The sequence below is a fragment of the Gluconacetobacter sacchari genome (assembly GCF_014174255.1).
In the GTDB taxonomy this organism is placed as follows: Bacteria; Pseudomonadota; Alphaproteobacteria; order Acetobacterales; family Acetobacteraceae; genus Gluconacetobacter; species Gluconacetobacter sacchari.
The window spans coordinates 22713-40391 of the sequence record NZ_JABEQJ010000006.1 but is presented as its reverse complement, the minus strand read 5'-3'; the positions used below and the strand labels follow the sequence as shown (position 1 = coordinate 40391).

14 protein-coding genes are annotated in these 17679 nt (G+C 64.7%); 2 read left to right on the top strand and 12 right to left on the bottom strand.

All coding sequences use genetic code 11. The annotated features are described in order from the left end of the window. Positions 1 to 218 precede the first annotated feature (218 nt). From HLH48_RS06290 to HLH48_RS06280, 3 genes are all read right to left on the bottom strand, one after another. Positions 219 to 1175, bottom strand: coding sequence for a FecR family protein (locus HLH48_RS06290; RefSeq protein WP_182996650.1), 957 nt, complete (start codon positions 1173 to 1175; stop codon positions 219 to 221). A 134-nt stretch (positions 1176 to 1309) separates the two neighbouring features. Continuing rightward, complete coding sequence (locus HLH48_RS06285) at positions 1310 to 1831, bottom strand: RNA polymerase sigma factor (protein WP_182996649.1); 522 nt, start codon at positions 1829 to 1831, stop codon at positions 1310 to 1312. A gap of 356 nt (positions 1832 to 2187) precedes the next feature. Next, positions 2188 to 2607 (bottom strand): tautomerase family protein, encoded by a 420-nt coding sequence (locus tag HLH48_RS06280; RefSeq protein WP_182996648.1) that lies wholly within the window; start codon positions 2605 to 2607, stop codon positions 2188 to 2190. Positions 2608 to 2972: 365 nt separating this feature from the next. Here HLH48_RS06280 and HLH48_RS06275 point away from each other — a divergent pair, with 365 nt between their 5' ends. Beyond that, positions 2973 to 3554: a winged helix-turn-helix transcriptional regulator gene (locus HLH48_RS06275; RefSeq protein WP_182996647.1), complete on the top strand. Its 582-nt coding sequence runs from the start codon at positions 2973 to 2975 to the stop codon at positions 3552 to 3554. Here the strand turns inward: HLH48_RS06275 and HLH48_RS06270 are convergent. The 5 genes from HLH48_RS06270 to HLH48_RS06250 form a co-directional block, all read right to left on the bottom strand. Further along, positions 3497 to 4030: a GNAT family N-acetyltransferase gene (locus HLH48_RS06270; RefSeq protein WP_182996646.1), complete on the bottom strand. Its 534-nt coding sequence runs from the start codon at positions 4028 to 4030 to the stop codon at positions 3497 to 3499. The two genes, HLH48_RS06275 and HLH48_RS06270, sit on opposite strands and share 58 nt — an antisense overlap. 107 nt (positions 4031 to 4137) lie before the next feature. Continuing rightward, positions 4138 to 5037: an alpha/beta fold hydrolase gene (locus HLH48_RS06265; RefSeq protein ID WP_182996645.1), complete on the bottom strand. Its 900-nt coding sequence runs from the start codon at positions 5035 to 5037 to the stop codon at positions 4138 to 4140. Next, positions 5034 to 5351 (bottom strand): hypothetical protein, encoded by a 318-nt coding sequence (locus HLH48_RS06260; protein WP_182996644.1) that lies wholly within the window; start codon positions 5349 to 5351, stop codon positions 5034 to 5036. Before HLH48_RS06260 ends, HLH48_RS06265 begins: the two co-directional genes overlap by 4 nt. A gap of 580 nt (positions 5352 to 5931) precedes the next feature. After that, on the bottom strand, positions 5932 to 8484 hold the full coding sequence (locus HLH48_RS06255) for a TonB-dependent receptor plug domain-containing protein (protein ID WP_246387008.1): 2553 nt from the start codon (positions 8482 to 8484) through the stop codon (positions 5932 to 5934). A gap of 187 nt (positions 8485 to 8671) precedes the next feature. Next, positions 8672 to 9199 (bottom strand): GNAT family N-acetyltransferase, encoded by a 528-nt coding sequence (locus HLH48_RS06250; RefSeq protein ID WP_182996643.1) that lies wholly within the window; start codon positions 9197 to 9199, stop codon positions 8672 to 8674. Here HLH48_RS06250 and HLH48_RS06245 point away from each other — a divergent pair. After that, positions 9192 to 9683, top strand: coding sequence for a hypothetical protein (locus HLH48_RS06245; RefSeq protein WP_182996642.1), 492 nt, complete (start codon positions 9192 to 9194; stop codon positions 9681 to 9683). The genes HLH48_RS06250 and HLH48_RS06245 overlap by 8 nt on opposite strands. Positions 9684 to 9910: 227 nt before the next feature. Here the strand turns inward: HLH48_RS06245 and HLH48_RS06240 are convergent, their stop codons facing one another. From HLH48_RS06240 to HLH48_RS06225, 4 genes are read right to left on the bottom strand one after another with little or no spacing between them, the layout of a single operon-like run. Further along, the gene (locus HLH48_RS06240; RefSeq protein ID WP_182996641.1) at positions 9911 to 10405 is read right to left on the bottom strand and encodes a hypothetical protein; all 495 of its coding nucleotides are present in this window, start codon (positions 10403 to 10405) and stop codon (positions 9911 to 9913) included. A gap of 8 nt (positions 10406 to 10413) precedes the next feature. Beyond that, positions 10414 to 12624 carry a GH92 family glycosyl hydrolase gene (locus tag HLH48_RS06235; protein WP_220795018.1) on the bottom strand — a complete coding sequence of 737 codons (2211 nt, stop codon included), beginning with the start codon at positions 12622 to 12624 and terminating at the stop codon, positions 10414 to 10416. A gap of 2 nt (positions 12625 to 12626) precedes the next feature. Further along, a complete protein-coding gene (locus HLH48_RS06230; RefSeq protein WP_182996640.1) occupies positions 12627 to 14897 on the bottom strand; it encodes a Ca2+-dependent phosphoinositide-specific phospholipase C in 2271 nt (756 codons plus the stop codon). Continuing rightward, positions 14897 to 17668, bottom strand: a complete 2772-nt coding sequence (locus HLH48_RS06225; protein WP_182996639.1) for a TonB-dependent receptor domain-containing protein — start codon at positions 17666 to 17668, stop codon at positions 14897 to 14899. The genes HLH48_RS06230 and HLH48_RS06225 overlap by 1 nt, the downstream gene beginning before the upstream one ends. Between the last annotated feature and the right edge of the window lie 11 nt (positions 17669 to 17679).

Sequence of the window (17679 nt, the reverse complement as noted above, 5' to 3'; positions counted from 1 at the left end):
CCGTTTTTAACTAAAGGGCGCGATTTTTTTGGAAATAACGGCGCATGGCGTATTAACCATATGAAAAGAAGTGATTTTTATGAAAGGATGGAAACTTTTCTGCCCCGACGCCCGCTCTTCATAAGACGGATGGACGGCCCAGGCAGTTCCCATGGTCCGCACCAGACGAGGTGCAGACCATGGGGACGACAATGCAGGGCGCACCCGGATGGAACGGATCAGCGCCCGCTCACAAAATCGAACCATGACGTTACGGATTTGACCGTACCCCCATACGGCCCGACGATGAGACGCAAGGACGCTTCGGGCTTATGGAGGTCATAGGTTCCGGTCACCCGCTTCTCTCCCAGAGCCTGGCTGGTCAGCACGATCCTGGCTTTGCTCCACGGCCGAAGAGACGCCATCACCTGTGCGATCGTCTGATCATTCGCGATCAATGCTCCGTCGCGCCAGGCCCCTATCGCGTTGGGTGGCATGGTCCCCGTGACGACATCATCAGACACACGAATCCACTCACCGGCCTGAAGATCGCGATCCGCCTTTCCAGGATCCCGAACATGGACCTTCCCCTGACGTACGGCGACCATGGTGGCATTGTCCTCCATACTCACGTCGAACAAAGTGCCGATATCGGTGGCCTCGACATCGGCCGCCATCACGCGGAAAGGACGCGCCGCATCATGACGGACGTCGAACAGCGCTTCACCACGCAGAAGCCGGACGCTTCGCCCCTCGGAATTCGTCTCGACGGCAATCGCCGAGTGCGGGGCAAGGGTCACCGTGCTGCCATCGGCGAGACGCAGGTCACGGGTATCGCCAACGGGCGTGACGTAATCGGCACGCAGCCGGAGAAGTAAATCGGACCCGTTCAGTATGACAACGGCACCCATGGCGGCAACAGCGGCAACCGGGAGAAAAAAACGACGGAGATGCCGCCGGGAACGCTGGTTTGTCGGTTCGGCACGGCGTTCGGCGACATGAGCGGATCGATACAGCGCGGCAGCGGAGTTTATCCTGGTGGCGGTCGCGTTCATGCGCGCCCAAGCCTCCGCATGCGCATCGTCTTCGATCAGCCACTGCTCGAACCTGACTTTCAGATCCTCACCGTCCGGGTCTTCTCGGAGAGAAAGATACCAGTCGGCGGCGGCTTGCTGAGGCGTTCGCTGTTCGGTCATCGCGCGCACGGTCTCCGCAGCCAGAGGACGACACATGGACGCCCATGCCCACAGGCCGGCAATCCCTTGTCCCTACTCTCTGAGATGCGTGAAAGCAGGTCTTTTTTCACCAATTTCCCGAAAAACACGACGGATCAGAGTCCTTCCTCGTAAATCCGATCGCAAATCGTCATGCCATCGGCGATCAGCCGATGCACCATCGGGACGGACAGATCGAGGCGGGCAGCGATCTCGCGCAGCTTCAGCCCCTCGAAATAATAGAGTTTGAATGCACAGGCCTGACGCGGCGGCATGGCGTCGATCACCGCGATTACGCGGGCGAGCGTCTCACGTGCGCTGGCCGCGTACTCCGGAGAAGCGGCATTGTCCGCCATCCCCTCGGTGACCGTGTCGAAATCCACACCGTCGGTACACTCGCCGATGGTGCGGCGAAGGCGGGTTATGAACAGGTTACGGACGATGGCGCGAAGGTACTGCAATGGCGCGCCGATCTGCTCGACCGGCTGACGGGCGAAGAGCAGCCACGCGTCCTGAACAATATCCTCCGCGAGCGTAAGGTCTCCCGACAAACGATTCGCATAGCTCAGCAAACGCTCCCGGTGAGCCTCGTAAAGCTGGAGCGACGTGCGTTTCGCCTTCAAGGCGGAGACCTCCATGGAGCGTGTTGCCCTGTCAAGCTACCGGTTCACGCTATGGCTGACGACAAAGTTGCGAGTCTTTCTTAACTTCTTGTCACAGGACGACCGTTTCCGCAACCGTCAGGGAGCTTTTGAGTAGACCGTCCCGCGGCAGGAGAGAGCCACACTGGCGCCCGGTCAGGCGCACGAACCGCCGCTGGCCCCCACCATGCTCGACCGCCCGCCACGCGCGCCGTTAGGGGTCGTCGGCGACAAGGGGTATGTTTCCAGTGCCTTCCGGGGCCCTGATCTCGCTCGTCAGTTTCCTCTCACAAGAGCGGCGGCCGCCCGGTCCAAGCGACCGCCCGATGCGAGAACTCCGCCGGATTCTCGCCTCAATACGCTGATGGCCCGTTCTCCGAACGCCATTTCAATTCGGCTGGCGTGCCCGGATGAGGCGGTTTCAAGCCGTTGATCATCCACAAATCGAAGGGCGTGTCGTCCACGTGCAACTCCCAGCGATAGCCGCGACCGGCCACATAGGGTTCCAGTACGCGTGCGCATCCTCGAAGGAATGCCTGCTGCCTTCCCGGATCGTCGATCGAGCGCGCGATATGATCGATCGTGACGCGGACGAAGTCGTTCGCCACCACACCGCCGATGAACAGACCGTCCTTCGGAATCGAATGAAAGAAGACGTTCACATAAAAGCGCGGCAGGAAGCTCTCGTAGATCGCCGTGATCTTCCCAGCCAGTTCCTCCTTGTCGGATTCGGAAAAGGCCGCTTCGGGGTGGTAGATTTGCCACATGGGCATAGTCGTTCTCCCTGGATGACGAACATCGATGCGTGCTGGCGACTTCAGTGCCGCAGTGTTGCGACACGACGAATACCGACGTCGTGCGCACGATCAGCGGCGACAATCTCAACGTTTCGTCCACTCATGTCGCGTCTCCTGCCCGCACTGGCCTCCAGGCGATCGGCATGGACCGCGCCGATGCCAGACGATGCGCCGATGACGATTGCGCTTCCCTTCGGTGACTTCACCGGTCTGGCCCATCAGCACCTCCGTGATGGCGACCAAAGCTAACTCTGGTAATTAGAGTCAGTCAAGGTCTCATCATCAGAGTGATCCTGTGCTATCGCTGACATGTCCCAAACGCGTGGAGGCAAGCGAAGACGATGCGGTCGAAGGGGTTCGAGGGAATGGCTTGCTCGATCGCCGCCGTGATGGGCGCGATCGGGGATCGCTGGGCTCTGCTCATCATGCGCGACCTGCTGCTCGGCATTCGCCGTTATGACGACCTGCGGCAGTCGAGCGGCGTCACCAACGCCACCCTGTCGGATCGGCTGAAACTGCTCACGGAAAACGGACTGGTCGAGCGACGACAGTATCAGACACGGCCCGAGCGGTTCGAATATCAGCCGACCGAAAAAGGTCGCGACCTCAATCTGCTCATGCAGGCATTGGTGCAGATCGGCGACCAATGGAACTTGTCCAGCCTCGAAGGCCCGCCGCTCGACTTCATCGACAGGCGAACGGGCCATGGTGTCAAGCTGATGACGGTCGACCGGGAAACGAGCGAGCCGGTCGAGAGGGACCAACTCGGCGTTCGGCCAGGGCGCGGCGCCGACGCGTTGATGACCTGGCGCCTCTCACGGGGCCCCGAACGCGCGGATGCTCTTGTCATCCGTTCCGACCGAAGTCAGGACGCGGGCCCTCCCCCAGTCCCGGATGACCATTCTTCAGCCAGCAACCCGTAAATCAGAGAATCCCGAACGCCGATATGCGTATGCCATTCGGCCCGCAGGCGCCCCTCCAGCGTGAAGCCGAGCGCCGTCAACAGCGCGATCGACGGATGATTGTCCGGATCGGTATCGGCGAAAATGCGCCGTTGTCCCTCGGCGAATAAGTGGTCGATCAGTATCGTTACAGCTTCGTGCGCATACCCATGCCCCTGCGCTGCGCGCGCAAGCAGATAGCCGATCTCGGACACGCCCTCGCGTTTCTGTCCTGCCGCCACGAAGCCAACGGCCAGCTCTTCACCTGCCCGTACAATCGCCCATGAGCGCCAGTTCGATTGATCGTCATTGACGAAATACGCCCGCAGTTCCTCGACATGCTTGAACGGTGCGCGAGACCACCACCGCATCGCATCTGGATCGGCCATCGTTGAAAACAGGGCGTCCGCGTCCGATGGACGGCGCGGGCGCAGTATCAGGCGGCGCGGCTTTGACATGTCGCCGACCAATGTCGGTGCCGGTTGCAGAGATACCATTCTCATTTCCTTCCCCGGTACGCACGCCGTGCAGGGATGATTTTCGCGGTCATGGACCGCACGGTTCTTCAGGACAGGACCGCCCTTGTCGCCACGCCGCAAATCGCGTCGATGATCAACGCCTCGCATTCGCGCGGCAGATCATGTCCCATGCCATCGATCGGCAGGTAAACCGCATTCGGTATCGAAAGCGCCGTATCCTGACCGCAGGCGGGGGGAAACAACGGATCATCGGTTCCATGGATGACGAGCGTCGGTGCCGCGATGGCGGCAAGGTGTGCTCGGCGGTCTCCGGCCACCGCCATGGCGGCGATCTGCCGGGCGGTGCCACCCGGATCGTAGCAACGCCGGACTTCGTCAAGGAGAATGGCGCGATGGGCCTCTTCATCGAAGGGATAACCCATGCCTGCAATCCTGCGCGCGAACGCGAGACGCACCGCCAGAAAGCCTTCGGGGTCGCCAACGGGGTCAGGAGCCGGGCGCATCATCATGGCCATGACATCGGGTGCAGCCTGCGGCAGGGCCGGATTTCCGGTACTCGACATGATCGAGGTCAGGGAAAGGACACGGTCGGCATGATCGCTCGCGAGGATCTGCGCGACCATGCCGCCCATCGAGCGCCCGACGACATGCGCCCTTCCGATCCCGAGCGCATCAAGAATGCCGATCGTATCGGCCGCCATGTCGTAAAGCGTATAAGGCACGTCGGGTCTGCGCCCGGCCATCAGGGCAGCGGCGAGCGCACCGAAATCCGGCGCGGGCGACGTGCGGAAATGCGTCGAACGGCCCGCATCCCGGTTGTCGAAGCGGACCACGCGATAGCCCCTGGCGGCCAGCCCTCTACAGAAGGATTCGGACCAGCGGACCATCTGCGTTCCGAGCCCCGAAATCAGCAGGATCGGTTCGGCATCGGTATGGCCGAAACTCTCCGAGGCAAGCGCGATGCCATTGGCTTTTACAATGTTCATGGCGTCGCTCTTTCGACTGCGACGGGTCGCGACATTTCGGACAGCGGCGGAAGTCCGGAATCCACCACAACAGCGATACGATGGCCGAGCCCCGCCAGATACGCCGCATGGCTGACGAAGGACGGGAAGGACACGGCACCGGCCTGCCTGACCCGCATCGCCAGGTTCCAGCGTTCATCGCCGGGACCAATCAGGCAGGGGCCGCCGGTCTCCCGCAAAAGGGGCACCGTATGTTCAATATGGCGATCGAAAGCCTCAGCGCCGCTGATCGGCCTGGCAGGAGCCAGATCGGGGTAGAGCGCGTCGGTGCGCATGTCTTCAGGCCACACAGCGATCCGTTGCTCCCGGTGATGATCGCCGAACTGCCAAGGTCCTCTCAACGCGTGAACCTGTCGGCAGCCACCATTGTCCGACAAATGCAATGCAGGACTTGGTGGAAGGATCGGACATGTCGCACCCGCTTGATGGCAGGCACTATTAATACCCGGGCAGAACACACATGTCAATTATACCCTGGTAAAATATTATAGTCTCAGCACCACAGTTGCGTTTTCATCCTGATGCGCGCGAGCGAGGTCATCTGGTGGCGACCCTCCTGGCCGGGGGTATCGACCCGCCGGGGCCGAGACCAACGACTATGTAGCCATTGAGACCATCGATATGGCTGCGTGCCTCAAACCAACCAGCCTCCGGGAAACCCGGGACGCTGCAGTTTTTCTTCAAACGATGATTTGCACGAACGATCACGTCAGGATCAGACACCGCAAGAAAGCGAGCCCCTCGCAATCCAGGCCGTCAGCAGGCGCCTGGGGCATCGTCCCCTTTTGAAGGCGCGCACGCGAAGCCGGGCCGCTCACCACGTCACATACGGGTCAGCGGCGCCAGCCTTCGAACTTACAACGTCAGATTGGCCCGCAGATAATAATACCCGCCATTCATCCCGAGCTGCGACGTGCTCATGTAATATTGCGGCACGCCCAGATAGCGGTTCCCGTCCGGCACCCGGCTGGGCCGGGCGTCGAACAGATTGTTCGCCCCCAGGGTAAACGACCAGTTGCGGTTGGCGCGATAGGTGATGTCCAGGTTGGTGACGAATTTCGGCGTGTTGCGGAACGGCAGGAACACTGTGCTGGACAGCGAGCCCGTATTGGCCGCCCCGGTATAATAGGTCAGTTCCGACGTCGTCTGGCCATAGCGGATCTCATGCAGCCCCACCGTCCACGCGTCCCGCGTGAAGCGCCCGCCGAAGATCATCTTGCTGCGCGGATAGGCCGTGGTGATGTAGGCGATGCTCTGCGCCGACAGCAGCGGCTGCCCCGTCGCCGAATCCGCCTGATGGCTCAGGCGCGTCCGGTTCAGGTTGATCGCCACATCCCAGTCGATCCGCCCCACCTCGCCCAGCCGCGTCGGATAGGTCGCCGTCAGGTCCAGCCCCTGCGTGCGCGTGCTGGCCACGTTCGCAAACCAGTTGGTCGAGAGCGAAGCCGCCGTCCACTGGTCCGATCCTTCGGGCAGCGTAAAGCCGTTCAGCTTCAGGGCAGAACGCGCCGCGTTGCCGATGATGTTGCCGCCGGGCAGGATCTGGTCGCGCAGGTTGATCTGATAGACATCGACCGTCACATGCAGGTTCTTCACCGGCTCGATAATCACCCCGCCCGTGACGTTGGTGGAGCGTTCCGGCTTCAACTGCGCGGCACCATTGGCCAGCGCGCCGGGCGAATTGGCGGCAATCAACCCGCGCGCCGCGGTGGGCGAGAGCGTCAGCGAGCTGTAATGTTCCTGCGCCAGCGTCGGCGCATGGAACCCGTTCGAGACGGTGGCGCGGAACGCCAGCCACCGGAAAGCATCGTAGCGGGTGGACAGCTTGCCGGTCTCGGTATCGCCCACATCGGTATAATGCTCGAAGCGTCCGGCCAGATCGACCTGCCAGTTCTTCGCAAGATGCGTGGCGACATCGAGATATCCGCCGACGACATCGCGGTTGAAGTTGCCGGCATTGCCCGCATTGGTCCCGGCCAGCGCGTCCGACCCGCTGCCATAGGTCGAATCCGGCGACCCCGTGCCCACCGAATAGCTCTCGTAGCGATAGGTCGCCCCGCCGGCCACATTGATGCTGTGCGGCCAGCCGGAGAGATGAAACGCCCGGCTGACATCGAACGTATTGCTCCACTGGGAATTGTTGAATCCCTGCGCCGCGATCACAGTCGGCGTCCGGCCGGTCGCCGCCGCCACCGCGAAATTCGCCGAATCCTTCAGCCCGATCGCGTCATAGTCCCGCCCGTAGACCGAGGACAGGTCCCAGTGCCACCCCAGCAGGACGCCCTTCACCCCGGCGGTGACTTCCCAGTCATTCTCGTCGATCGTCTCCAGCGGCGAATACCCGTTGGGATAGATGGCGGCATATTCCGGATGCGTCGCCAGCGAGCTGGGCAGACGATAATTCTGGAACGCTTCGCCATGCCGATGGGCATAGGTCGCCACCGCATAGGCCTGGATATCGTCGGTCAGGTCGTACCCGGCCTTCACCGCCACGCTCTCGCGCGTCTGTTCCGGCCGGCCGAGCAGCTTGTTGATCTTGGTCCCGGTCCGCAGGTCCGGTGCGCTGCGGAACGTGTGGTCCTCATGCACGAAATCCCCGCTGACATGCACGAAGCCGCGCGCCCCCAGCTTCGCGCCGCCATCCAGGTAGACACCCTGCTGGAACCCGTCCTCCGCCGCCGTGATGCCGGTGATCGACTGGGCATTGAAGCCATGATCCTGCGTCTTCAGGATGATATTGACCACCCCCGCGACGGCATCCGATCCATATTGCGCCGAGGCCCCGTCACGCAGAACCTCCACATGGTCGATCGCCGCCAGCGGAATCATGTCGATATCGACCGGCGTGGTGCCCTGCTGCGGGCCGCCGTCGGCATACAGGTTGGCCGTGGTATGGCGCCGCTTGCCGTCCACCAGCACCAGCGTCTCGTTGGGGCTCAACCCGCGCAGGCTGAAAGCCGAGGTCAGCGCCCCGGTATCGAATCCCCCGGTCGGCAGGGTCAGCGACGGCAGCAACTGCCCCAGCGCCTCGCGCAGCGTCGGCTGCCCCGTCTGGGCCAACTGCCGGGCCGAGACGATATCGATCGGCGCCACGCTATCCCGCGCCTTCTTGCCGGTCTCGCGGGTTCCGGTCACGATGATCGCCTCGCCGGCATCCTGCGGGCCGGCCGCCTGCGCCGGAAGCGCGGCACGAACCGCCCCGTTCACCGCCCGCGCCCGGCTTGCCTTGCCGTCACCCTGCGTCGTCCCCTCCACCGCCACATCCGCCGCTCGCGCCGGCCCAAGCGGCAATGCCGCCAGGATCGACGCCGCCAGCAGCGCATGCCGGGGCCGCACGGCACGTTCCACCACCCGATTCCGTCTGCCGGCAGGCGCGGACTCCAGGGCGAGCGAGCGAAAAGATGACATGATGGCGGCTCCAAACACACGAGTGGAAAACGTTGTTTTATAAAATCACAACGCATGAACCCGCTCGTGGTATCAGCAGCATTACGGAATGTGAATTTATTCCATCCATCTCTCCATGCTTACCACGCACACCGTTGCAAATTCAGCACAGTATGTTGCTTATTAGAAACATTCAGGTGCGGGACACTCACCGTCGCACGGCATCGGCCGCCGCGCGGGCCCGCCGCAACAGCAGGCCATTCGCCAGCTTGAACAGTTTACCAGGGTAGGACGCGATCTGTCGCGAGACTTCGACCCGCGCCAGCGGCGGCAACCCGAACCCGGCAAGAAATTTCGCGCTCTTGACCGATCCATAGCTGTCGAAATCGAAGGTCAGTCCCATCCGGCCGGCCAGTTCGATGGACGTCCAGAGCCGCAGCGCATTCACGCCCCCGATGCCGCAGGACGGATCGCGCGCGGATTGCCAGAAATAGGCATTGGCGCCCCCCCATACGATCATGACGGCCGCGACGCCCTTTCCATCGTCGGTCCGCGCCGTCACGATGACCGCCTGTTTCCTGGCGCTGGCCGCATCGAAAATGCGCTCCATCGCCTCGAAATCGTTCCTGTTCTCGTCTTTCGCCCTGTTCAGCAGCGATATCCGCACGAATTCCGCGAAATCGAATCCATAGGTGACCGTAACCAGCTTCTGCGCCGACCGGATCGCATTGCGCATTTTTCTGATCACAGTTTTTCCATACCGTATCGAGATCCGACGAGCAGGGAACGCGAAACGTAAAAAGCTGGTCGCAGTTGAAATCCAGCAGGGAAAAGCCGAAGACGGATTCGTCGCCGGGGGCGAGGCGAATTCTGATACTGTCATGCCGGGGCAGCCTGCCGACGAGTTCCTCCGTCAGGTTCCTGACAGTCTGCGCGCGCTTGAATCGCTTCGACGGCGGCAGATAAAAGTGCGGCCCCAACGTCCGCGTATAAACGGGCATGCTGATACAGGTAAATCCCAGCCGTCTCGATACGAAGATCGGCATGCTCACACGCAGCACACCGTCGCGGCATATTTCGATAATGTCGAACCGCCCATTGGTCGCCGCGTCCATCCACCATTCCTCGTCGAACGGATCGGGATGCGCCGGAATGCCATCGGCAGAATGGGGCGGAAACGATATGCCGGAATCCAGGGCGGATCTTTTATTGAAGAATGAAGGCGGCGGAACATCTATCGACATTTTTATTATCATTCACGATAAGTGTTTCCATATATTAATATTTTAATAATATATACGGCCACAAATAAATTACCCGTGACTATCTTCCCCCGCACGACTGACCGCGCCCGCCGCGCCCCCGGCATCCGCTCCAGACCGCACGAACGAGGTTGCGCGCCTCCGGTTCCTGATCCATCGCACATCGAAACAGGATCGCGTTCCGTTCAGCGCGTCCCTGGCATCGCGCGATCGAAAACCAGCGTCCCCAGGTCCGGCCCGTCATCGTCCGACCCGACACGCATCGCCAGCCGCGTCCGGTCCGCCGACAGCGCCCATCGCGTCACGATGACGCGGACGGTATCGCCGTTCCGTACCTCCTGCGTCACGACCAGCGCCGCCCCGTCCCGGCGCAGGGCGACGGTCCGCAGCGTGCCGGTGCCCAGCACGGTCCGCTCCGGCAGGCGCACCACCCGGCCATCGGCCGGCAGGTCCAGCGTCACATGCTGCGTCCTGCCCCGCGCCATGGCCGTGATGACATCCGTCACACGGTCGCCACGGTCCACGATCCTGTCCGTCCGCTGCTCCGGCTGCTGAAGGTCGCGATAGTCGCTCTCGTCCGCGTCCAGGCGCCAGGTCCCCGAAAACCCGGCCGGCGCCTGCCCATGGGCCGACACGCCGGAAAGACCGACGAACAGGAAAAGCAGCGCATGCCTCATCATCTGTTTCATCATCGCAGGCCCGGCGCGATCCATCGCGCCCCCCAGCGGCCCGGCCGCGCTGCCATGACCAGATGCAGGGTGCGGGCCGCCATCATGTCCTGGTAGGTCAGCATGGGCACCGGCAGCGGCGCCCCCCCCAGCATCGCCGAGCGGATATAGGGATCATCCGCGCCATTCCGGTCCGCGACGACGGTAAACACCGCCCCGTCCGCCATCCGCAGGCGCGCGCGCGACACCAGCGGCGACCCGATCATATAGACGCCCGAGGCCGGATTGACCGGATAGAACCCCAGTGCGGAAAACACGTACCACGCCGACATCTGTCCGCAATCGTCGTCGCCATCCAGCCCCGACACAGTGTCGGCATATTCCGTCCGCATGATCTCGCGCACCCGCGCCTGCGTCTTCCACGGCTGCCCGACGAAATCGTAGAGATACGGCACGTGATGCGACGGCTCGTTGCTGTGCCAGTCGTAATTGCCGTCGAAATAGCGGTCCAGCCGCGCCGCCAGCGCCGCCCGTCCGCCCATCAACCCGATCAGCCCGCCGACATCGTGCAGCACGTCGAAGGTGTAGACCCATTTTCCGCCTTCGGTCCACCCGGCGTCGGGCCCGGCCCACGACCCGTCCAGCTTCCGCGCCTGCATGAAGCCCGTGGCAGGGTTGAACAGGGTCCGGTAATCCATCGACCGACGCAGGAAATGCTCATACTCCGTTCGCCGGCCCACCGCCTTCGCCACCTGGGCCACGCACCAATCGTCATAGGCGTCGTCCAGCGTGCTCGATGCCGCCTCCGCCGTCCGGTCGGCGGGGATATAGCCCAGGCGCAGCGCATGGCCCAGGCCACCCCGCGCCTCGTAGGGCGTACCCGGCTTGCGGTCGCGCCAGTCATTGGTGGCATCGCCGTCGGGGGGCACCGTCGCATCCTTGCGCACCGCCTCCCAGGCCAGCGACCGGTCGAAGCCCGCGAACCCCTTGCCGATCGCCTCCGCGACCAGCGAATCCGCATGGGTGCCGATCATGATGTTGGTATAGGACGGATTAGGCCATTTCGGCATCCATCCCCCCTGCCGGTAATCCTGCAACAGGGCCTGGATCATCCCGCCGACACGCTCCGGCGCCACCAGCGTCAGCAGGCTGAACTCGGCGCGGAAGATGTCCCAGGTGGCAAAGTCGGTATAGCTCGCGCCCTCATGCACCCGGTCGTCGAATGCGCCGTAATAGCGCCCATATTCCGAAAGCGACCTCGGATAGAGCAGCGCATGGTACAGCGCGGTGTAAAAGATGTGGCGCTGCGCGTCGTCCAGCCCCTCCACCGCGATCCTGCCCAGCTTCTCCTGCCAGGCGTCATGCAGCGTCCGGCGCACGGCCTCGAAATCCCATCCCGGGATTTCCCGCCGCAGATTCTCCCGCGCCTGCTCGACACTGATGAAGGACGTGCCCACCCGCACCTCCACCGCATCCGTCCCGGGGTCGAACGTCGCGAACGCTCCCCTCTCCCGGTCCGTCGCCCCGTCGGGCGGGGGCATCGCCGGATACACGCTCATCCTCGCCGGCCGGCTGAACTGCACGACGAAATAACCCCGGAATTGCGGCAGCTTCAGCGGGCCGAGGTCGGCATCCGAACGACGGGGATCATATCCCGTGATTTCGCCCTTCGCCTCGTCCACCCGCACGCCGCCGGCATATCCCGGCCGGCTGGCCTCGACCATCACCCGCCGCGCCGCTCCCGCCGGAAAGGTGAAGCGGAACAGCGCCGCATGCGCCGCCGCCGTCATCTCCGCGCGGATCGCCCGCCCCTCCGGTCCCATGACCACCCGATAGTAATCCGGCCGCGCCACCTCGTCGCGATGGCTGAACGGCAATGCCCGCTCCGCCACCCCGCTCCGCGCGGCGCCGCTCTCCGGCATGATCACCACCTCGCCATAATCCCCCATCCACAGCGCGGCCTGATGGGTCCCGACGAAGCCGGAAATCGACCGGTCCTTGTGATAATAGGACAATCCCGGATGGCCGCTCTGCCGCGTCTGCGCCACCCAGCCCGTCATGCCGAACGGCGGCGTCACCACCGGCATGGTACGGCCATAGCCGATCGGCCCGCCACCGGTCCCGATCAGCGGATGCACCAGGTCGACCAGATCCTCCCCGCGCGCCGGCCCGCCGGCCACGACACCGGCAAGCCCGAGCAGCGCGCAGGCAAGGACGACATATCGGCTCACGGTCACAATGTCCCTTCCAGAAGATGGGTAAAGGTCGCCAGCGGGCACGCCACCGCCCCGCCACAGCCCGGCAGGGCGAGGTACGCCGTGTCCGGGGCATATCGCCCGTCCCGCACCCCGTCCGGCGTCTGCGACTGAAACTGCACCCGCACCGCCGGGTGGCCGCCCCGCGCATCGGTCAGCAGGGCAAAGCCCAGCGCGCTGCCCGTCGGCACGTCGTCCATCGCATAGCCCGGCGCATGCACATGCACGCCCAGCCGGGTCAGCAACGGTATGATCGTGCCGTCATGCCCCATCCACACGGTCAGCGCCGGCCCGTCGGCACGGGCCAGGTCTGCGGCGATCGCCGCCCCCAGGGGGCGGCTCAGCACGGGCGCCAGCGCCGACAGGCCGGTCATCGCATGCAGCATCGCCGCATGCAGTTGGGACAGGCGGGCCAGGTCGCGATCATCGACCACACCCCACGCAAATCGCGATGCCGGCAGGTCGGACAGCGCCCCCAGCATGATCGCCTCCGCCGCCGACGACACCGGCAACAGCGATCCGGAAAGCGTCAGATGTCGCCCCGATCCGTCGACATCCAGCACCGCCGGCGCGCTGTCGTCGGCGCAGAACGTCCCCCGCCCCGGACACCCCGCCAGACGGCGCAACACCGACAGCCCCTCGCGTGGCGGCCCGGCCAGCAGGCCGACTGCGGCCGCCTCCGCCCGCAACCGTGGCAGCAGCGCCCGCAGGTCGGTCCCCGTCCCGTCGGCCTCAAGCGGCGAGAACACCCCATCCGGCACCCCGATCGGCCCATGCACGACCGGAACCGGGCAACCGGGCGCGAAACCGGCGGCAAACGCCTCGGCGCTCGCGATCGTCCGGCGGCTGGCATTCGCCCGCAGCCGCAGCGCGCCGGGCGCCGGGCAGCCGGCCGCCGCCATGCCCGTCCCGTCATTGCCGGCCATCAGCACGCGCTCCCAGGCGCCCAGCCCGCGCATCTGCGCCACCCCCGCCTCGGTCAGGTCGCCCGGCGTCCCGCTCCACTCCGGCCAGATATGGTCGATCACCGTGCGTGACGGCACCTGGTCGGCCAAGGGCGAGCGCAGGCCATGCCGCATCACCAGCACCAGCCGGCGCAGGCGCGGGGCCTCGGGCGCGCGCGGCTCGATCGCCGCATCCCGGCACCCGGCCGGCGCGCTCACGGGGTTGCAGCGCGCCGCAAGCCCGGTCTCCAATCCCACGCGATAGCCCGTCCAGCGCGCGGGCTCGAAATCGGGGTAGTCGGTGCTGACCAGTTGCGCGCCGCTGGCCAGGGCGGCATCGCGGCGCGCCGGGTCGCCGCGGCGCGCCTCCATCGTGTTGGCATCGGCGCGCGTCCGCACCAGCATGTGCCGACGCACCAGCGCCGCGATCGCCTCCGGCGGCCCGTCATTCAGTTCGGTGAAGGCGGCGTCGTCGGCGTCGGGCGGCGCGTTGGTAAAGGCCATCCGCCCACGCAGGCCCGGATGCCCGGCCAGGTACAGGTCGCGGTTCGACCGCTGGTCCAGCAGAAAGACGATTTTCCCCCGTGCGGCCGCCACGGCCGGCCAGCCATGCGCCGCCACGGCCGCGCGCAGGCTCGGCGCATCGCCCCGCACCTGGTCGGGCGTCAGCAAGTCTCCGGGCGCGAAGACCGAGCGCACCTCCCCATCCAGCGCATCGAAGGTACGCGCGGCAAAGGGCTCCGGCTCGGTCAGCGGCGCGCGCGCGCCCTGCTCGATCTCCAGCAGAACGAACAGCGGCAGATGGCCGGGATGCGCCAGCGACCACGCCCGCACCTGCCGCAGGCAGGCCAGCAGGGGCTGGCAGGTCGCCCGCTGGTCGATATCGGGAATATGCATGACCTTGAAGCCGGGGCGCCGCATCACCGCGCCATCGCCCGTATCGGCGGGCGGCAGGCCCGCCTCCGCCAGCCAGCGCGCCGTTTTTGGGTGCGCGAAGCGCCCGCCGGCGGTATCGGCATAGATATCAAGCTCGATCTGCCGGATTCCATGATCGAACTGCGTCGGCAGGTCCGCGTGGGCATAATCCAGCCCCTGCGCCGATCGCGGGTCGCGCCGCGCCAGCAACGCCGCGATCGAAGGCGCCAGCCCGGCGTGATAGCTGTTGTGCGACCCGATCACCTGGATCTGGTCCAGCCGCATCCCCTCCTCGGCCCCGGCGGCGCCGGGCCGCGCCCATGCCGCAAGCAGCACCGCGAGACCGACCCCCACCGCCCTGCCGGCGCGGCGGGGAAACCGGACGGGCATCAGAACTGGCCCATCAGCGACAGGCGGAAATTCCGGCCCAGGATCGGCCGCGCCAGAAAGACGTTCTGCCCCGCCTGCGAGCTCAGCACTTCGCCCGAGCGCGGATTGCCTTCCGTCAGGCCCAGCGAGTCGTTGAGGTTCTCGCCGGAAAGATTGAAGGTCAGATAAGGCGTGATCGCATAGGTCGCACCAAAATTGATCACCGTGTAGGCCGGCAGGCGCTGGGTATTGGCCACGTCGGCATAGCGCAGGCCGTAATGCTCGATATCGGCCTGCAACAGCAGCCTGCCGTCCAGCAGATGCAGGCGCGGCGTCACGCGGAACATCACCGGCGGCGTGCGCAGCAGATGGTTGCCGGTATAGTCCAGCAGGCTGGGCGCCCCGTTGTTCAACACCAGGTAGCGCATCCTGCCGAAGCGCGCATTCTGCGCGGTGCCGGAAAACACGATGTCGAAATAATGGCTGGGGCGGATCGTCCCCTCGAATTCCAGCCCATACGTATGGGTGGTGGCGGTGATCGCCTGCTGGTTGTACGAGCCCGTCTTCACGTCGAAGACCAGATTGTTGATCGCGTAGCTGGGATAGTCGGTATTGAACCCGGTCAGGAAAAGATCGGCATAGCGCGACTGGTATTTCACGCCGCCTTCATACATGAAGATCTTCTGCGTGATCGGCACCGCCACCGGATTGGTGATGAACGAGGCCAGGCTGGGCAGGCGATAGGCGCGGGTAAAGCGGGCGAAAAACCCCAGATTGGGCTGAAGCTGGTAATTCACGCCGATCGTACCGCCAAACCCGGCGAAACCCGCATGATAGGGCGTGTAGACCCCGTTGCCCGACAGCATGTTGGACAGGTACGGCGCCGCGCCCGCCACCACGCTGTGGCTGCCCTCGACCAGCCCGCTGGTCCGCTGCGCCTCGTAGCGCACGCCGGTATCCACGCGCAGCTTTTTCGTGATGGCCCATTCGTCGGTCGCGTACCCGGCCACGTCGGTATCGTCGCCACTCCCGTTGGCGAATTCCGTGCCGTAGCGGGTATAGCCGTTCTGCGTGGTCGAGCCGACGACATCGCCCGCGGCATTGACGGCATCGATGTTCAGAAGCTGGGCGTGCGGCGTGGTATCCAGCAGCAGGTTGGCCGAATAGCGGGTAAAATCCTCGTTGAAATAGGTGACGAACGCTCCCGCCGCCACATCGTGATGGCCAAGGAACGCAAAGGATTTTTCCAGCTTGAAGTCGTTCATGACCTCATGCTCGTTGATCCACACGGCGCGCAGCGAGGCATCGGTGACGTAATTGTTGCCCGCCAGGGACGAGGAAAAGGGCTGGGCGGGATCGTTCGCATACCGCAACTGCCAGCCGGTGGCCCCGGCGAACATCGACCCGGCATCGCCCAGGCCGGCCAGCCTCTTGTCGGCATCCGTCACCGCGCTGGGCGACAGCACGGTCCAGGTGGCGTTCATCGCGCGATAGCGGAACGTGTCCGTCAGGTGCCAGCCATCGGCCAGATCGTGCCTGAACCCCGCCGTCACCTGGTTCAGGTTGATATGAATGCCGCTTTGCAGGTCGATATGTTTCGTGCTGCCGCCAGGGCCGGGCAGATACGCATTCTCCAGCACGGAAGACGAATAGTCGCCGGTATTGGCATTGAAGCCGGGCAGCGACGCGATATTCCCCGCCTTGTCGTAGGTGACCGGAATATCGGTAAAGAACGCCGTCCGGTCGTCCAGATGCTTGTAATCGACGAAGACGCTGCCGCCATGGCTGAAATCGCGGCTGATATTGGCGCGGATCTGGCCGCCCGAATTGGCGCGGAATCCGGGGTCGCGCACGCCGTTCTCCACCCGGTAGAACCCGCCCAGGCTCCAGCGCCACGCCCCCGCCGGTCCGCCCAGCCACGCATCGGTCCGATACAGCCCGTCATCGCCGAATGTCTGCTTGGCCAGGCCCGAAAGCCTGCTGGTCCCCCGCCGCGACAGAAAATTGACCAGCCCGCCGGGCGCGTTCTGCGCCACGATGGAACTCGGCCCGCCGCGCACCACCTGGATCTGCTTCATCGTCTCGTCGATGCGAAACGAATCGTCCGCGTTCAGATAGCCCAGCGCCGGGTCCGACTGGATCGGCAACCCGTCTTCCTCAAGCTGGACCGACCCGTATCCGTCCACCGGAATCCCGCGCGCCCGGATATTGGCCCCCACCTCGCCGCCCGAGGCCTCCACCCAGAAACCCGGCGTGTTCTTCAACGCCTCGGAGACCGAAGACGTGCCGCGCACGCGCAGATCCTCCTGCGAAATGGTCGTGATCGCATAGCTGGCATCGATCTTCCGCTGCCGGCGGGTGGAGGCACGGCCGGTCACGATCACGGCCTCGCCTTCCGGCAGCCCGGCCGGCGTCATCGCCGCCCGGGCGGCGCGCTGAAGCATCCACACCCCGTCCGCCTTCGCCCGGACCACGACCCCGGTGCCCGCCAGCATGTCGTCAAGCGCCTGCTCGGGCGTCTTTTTCCCCTGTACCGGGCTGGAGCGGAGATTTTCCACGTCCTTCCCGTCCACGGCCACATGCACGCCCGACTGGCGGCTGAACTGCGTCAGGGCCGAGGACAGCGCCTGCGCCGGAATGGAAAAATCCGTCACGGCGACCGATTGCGCGGCCGCCACGCACGGCGGCACCAGCGGCAGCGCGACCATCGCGGCCACGGCGAGGCCAAGAACGGGCGGAAAAGGAAAAGCGGCACCGAACGCGGAACGAGAACGCGGGGTCTTTCTTTTCACTGGATCTATCC

Coding starts and splice junctions, on each gene's coding strand:
- HLH48_RS06290 (WP_182996650.1), bottom strand. CDS start 1,175: ATGACCGAACAGCGAACGCCTCAGCAAGCCGCCGCCGACTGGTATCTT.
- HLH48_RS06285 (WP_182996649.1), bottom strand. CDS start 1,831: ATGGAGGTCTCCGCCTTGAAGGCGAAACGCACGTCGCTCCAGCTTTAC.
- HLH48_RS06280 (WP_182996648.1), bottom strand. CDS start 2,607: ATGCCCATGTGGCAAATCTACCACCCCGAAGCGGCCTTTTCCGAATCC.
- HLH48_RS06275 (WP_182996647.1), top strand. CDS start 2,973: ATGCGGTCGAAGGGGTTCGAGGGAATGGCTTGCTCGATCGCCGCCGTG.
- HLH48_RS06270 (WP_182996646.1), bottom strand. CDS start 4,030: ATGTCAAAGCCGCGCCGCCTGATACTGCGCCCGCGCCGTCCATCGGAC.
- HLH48_RS06265 (WP_182996645.1), bottom strand. CDS start 5,037: ATGAACATTGTAAAAGCCAATGGCATCGCGCTTGCCTCGGAGAGTTTC.
- HLH48_RS06260 (WP_182996644.1), bottom strand. CDS start 5,351: ATGCGCACCGACGCGCTCTACCCCGATCTGGCTCCTGCCAGGCCGATC.
- HLH48_RS06255 (WP_246387008.1), bottom strand. CDS start 8,484: ATGTCATCTTTTCGCTCGCTCGCCCTGGAGTCCGCGCCTGCCGGCAGA.
- HLH48_RS06250 (WP_182996643.1), bottom strand. CDS start 9,199: ATGCGCAATGCGATCCGGTCGGCGCAGAAGCTGGTTACGGTCACCTAT.
- HLH48_RS06240 (WP_182996641.1), bottom strand. CDS start 10,405: ATGATGAGGCATGCGCTGCTTTTCCTGTTCGTCGGTCTTTCCGGCGTG.
- HLH48_RS06230 (WP_182996640.1), bottom strand. CDS start 14,897: ATGCCCGTCCGGTTTCCCCGCCGCGCCGGCAGGGCGGTGGGGGTCGGT.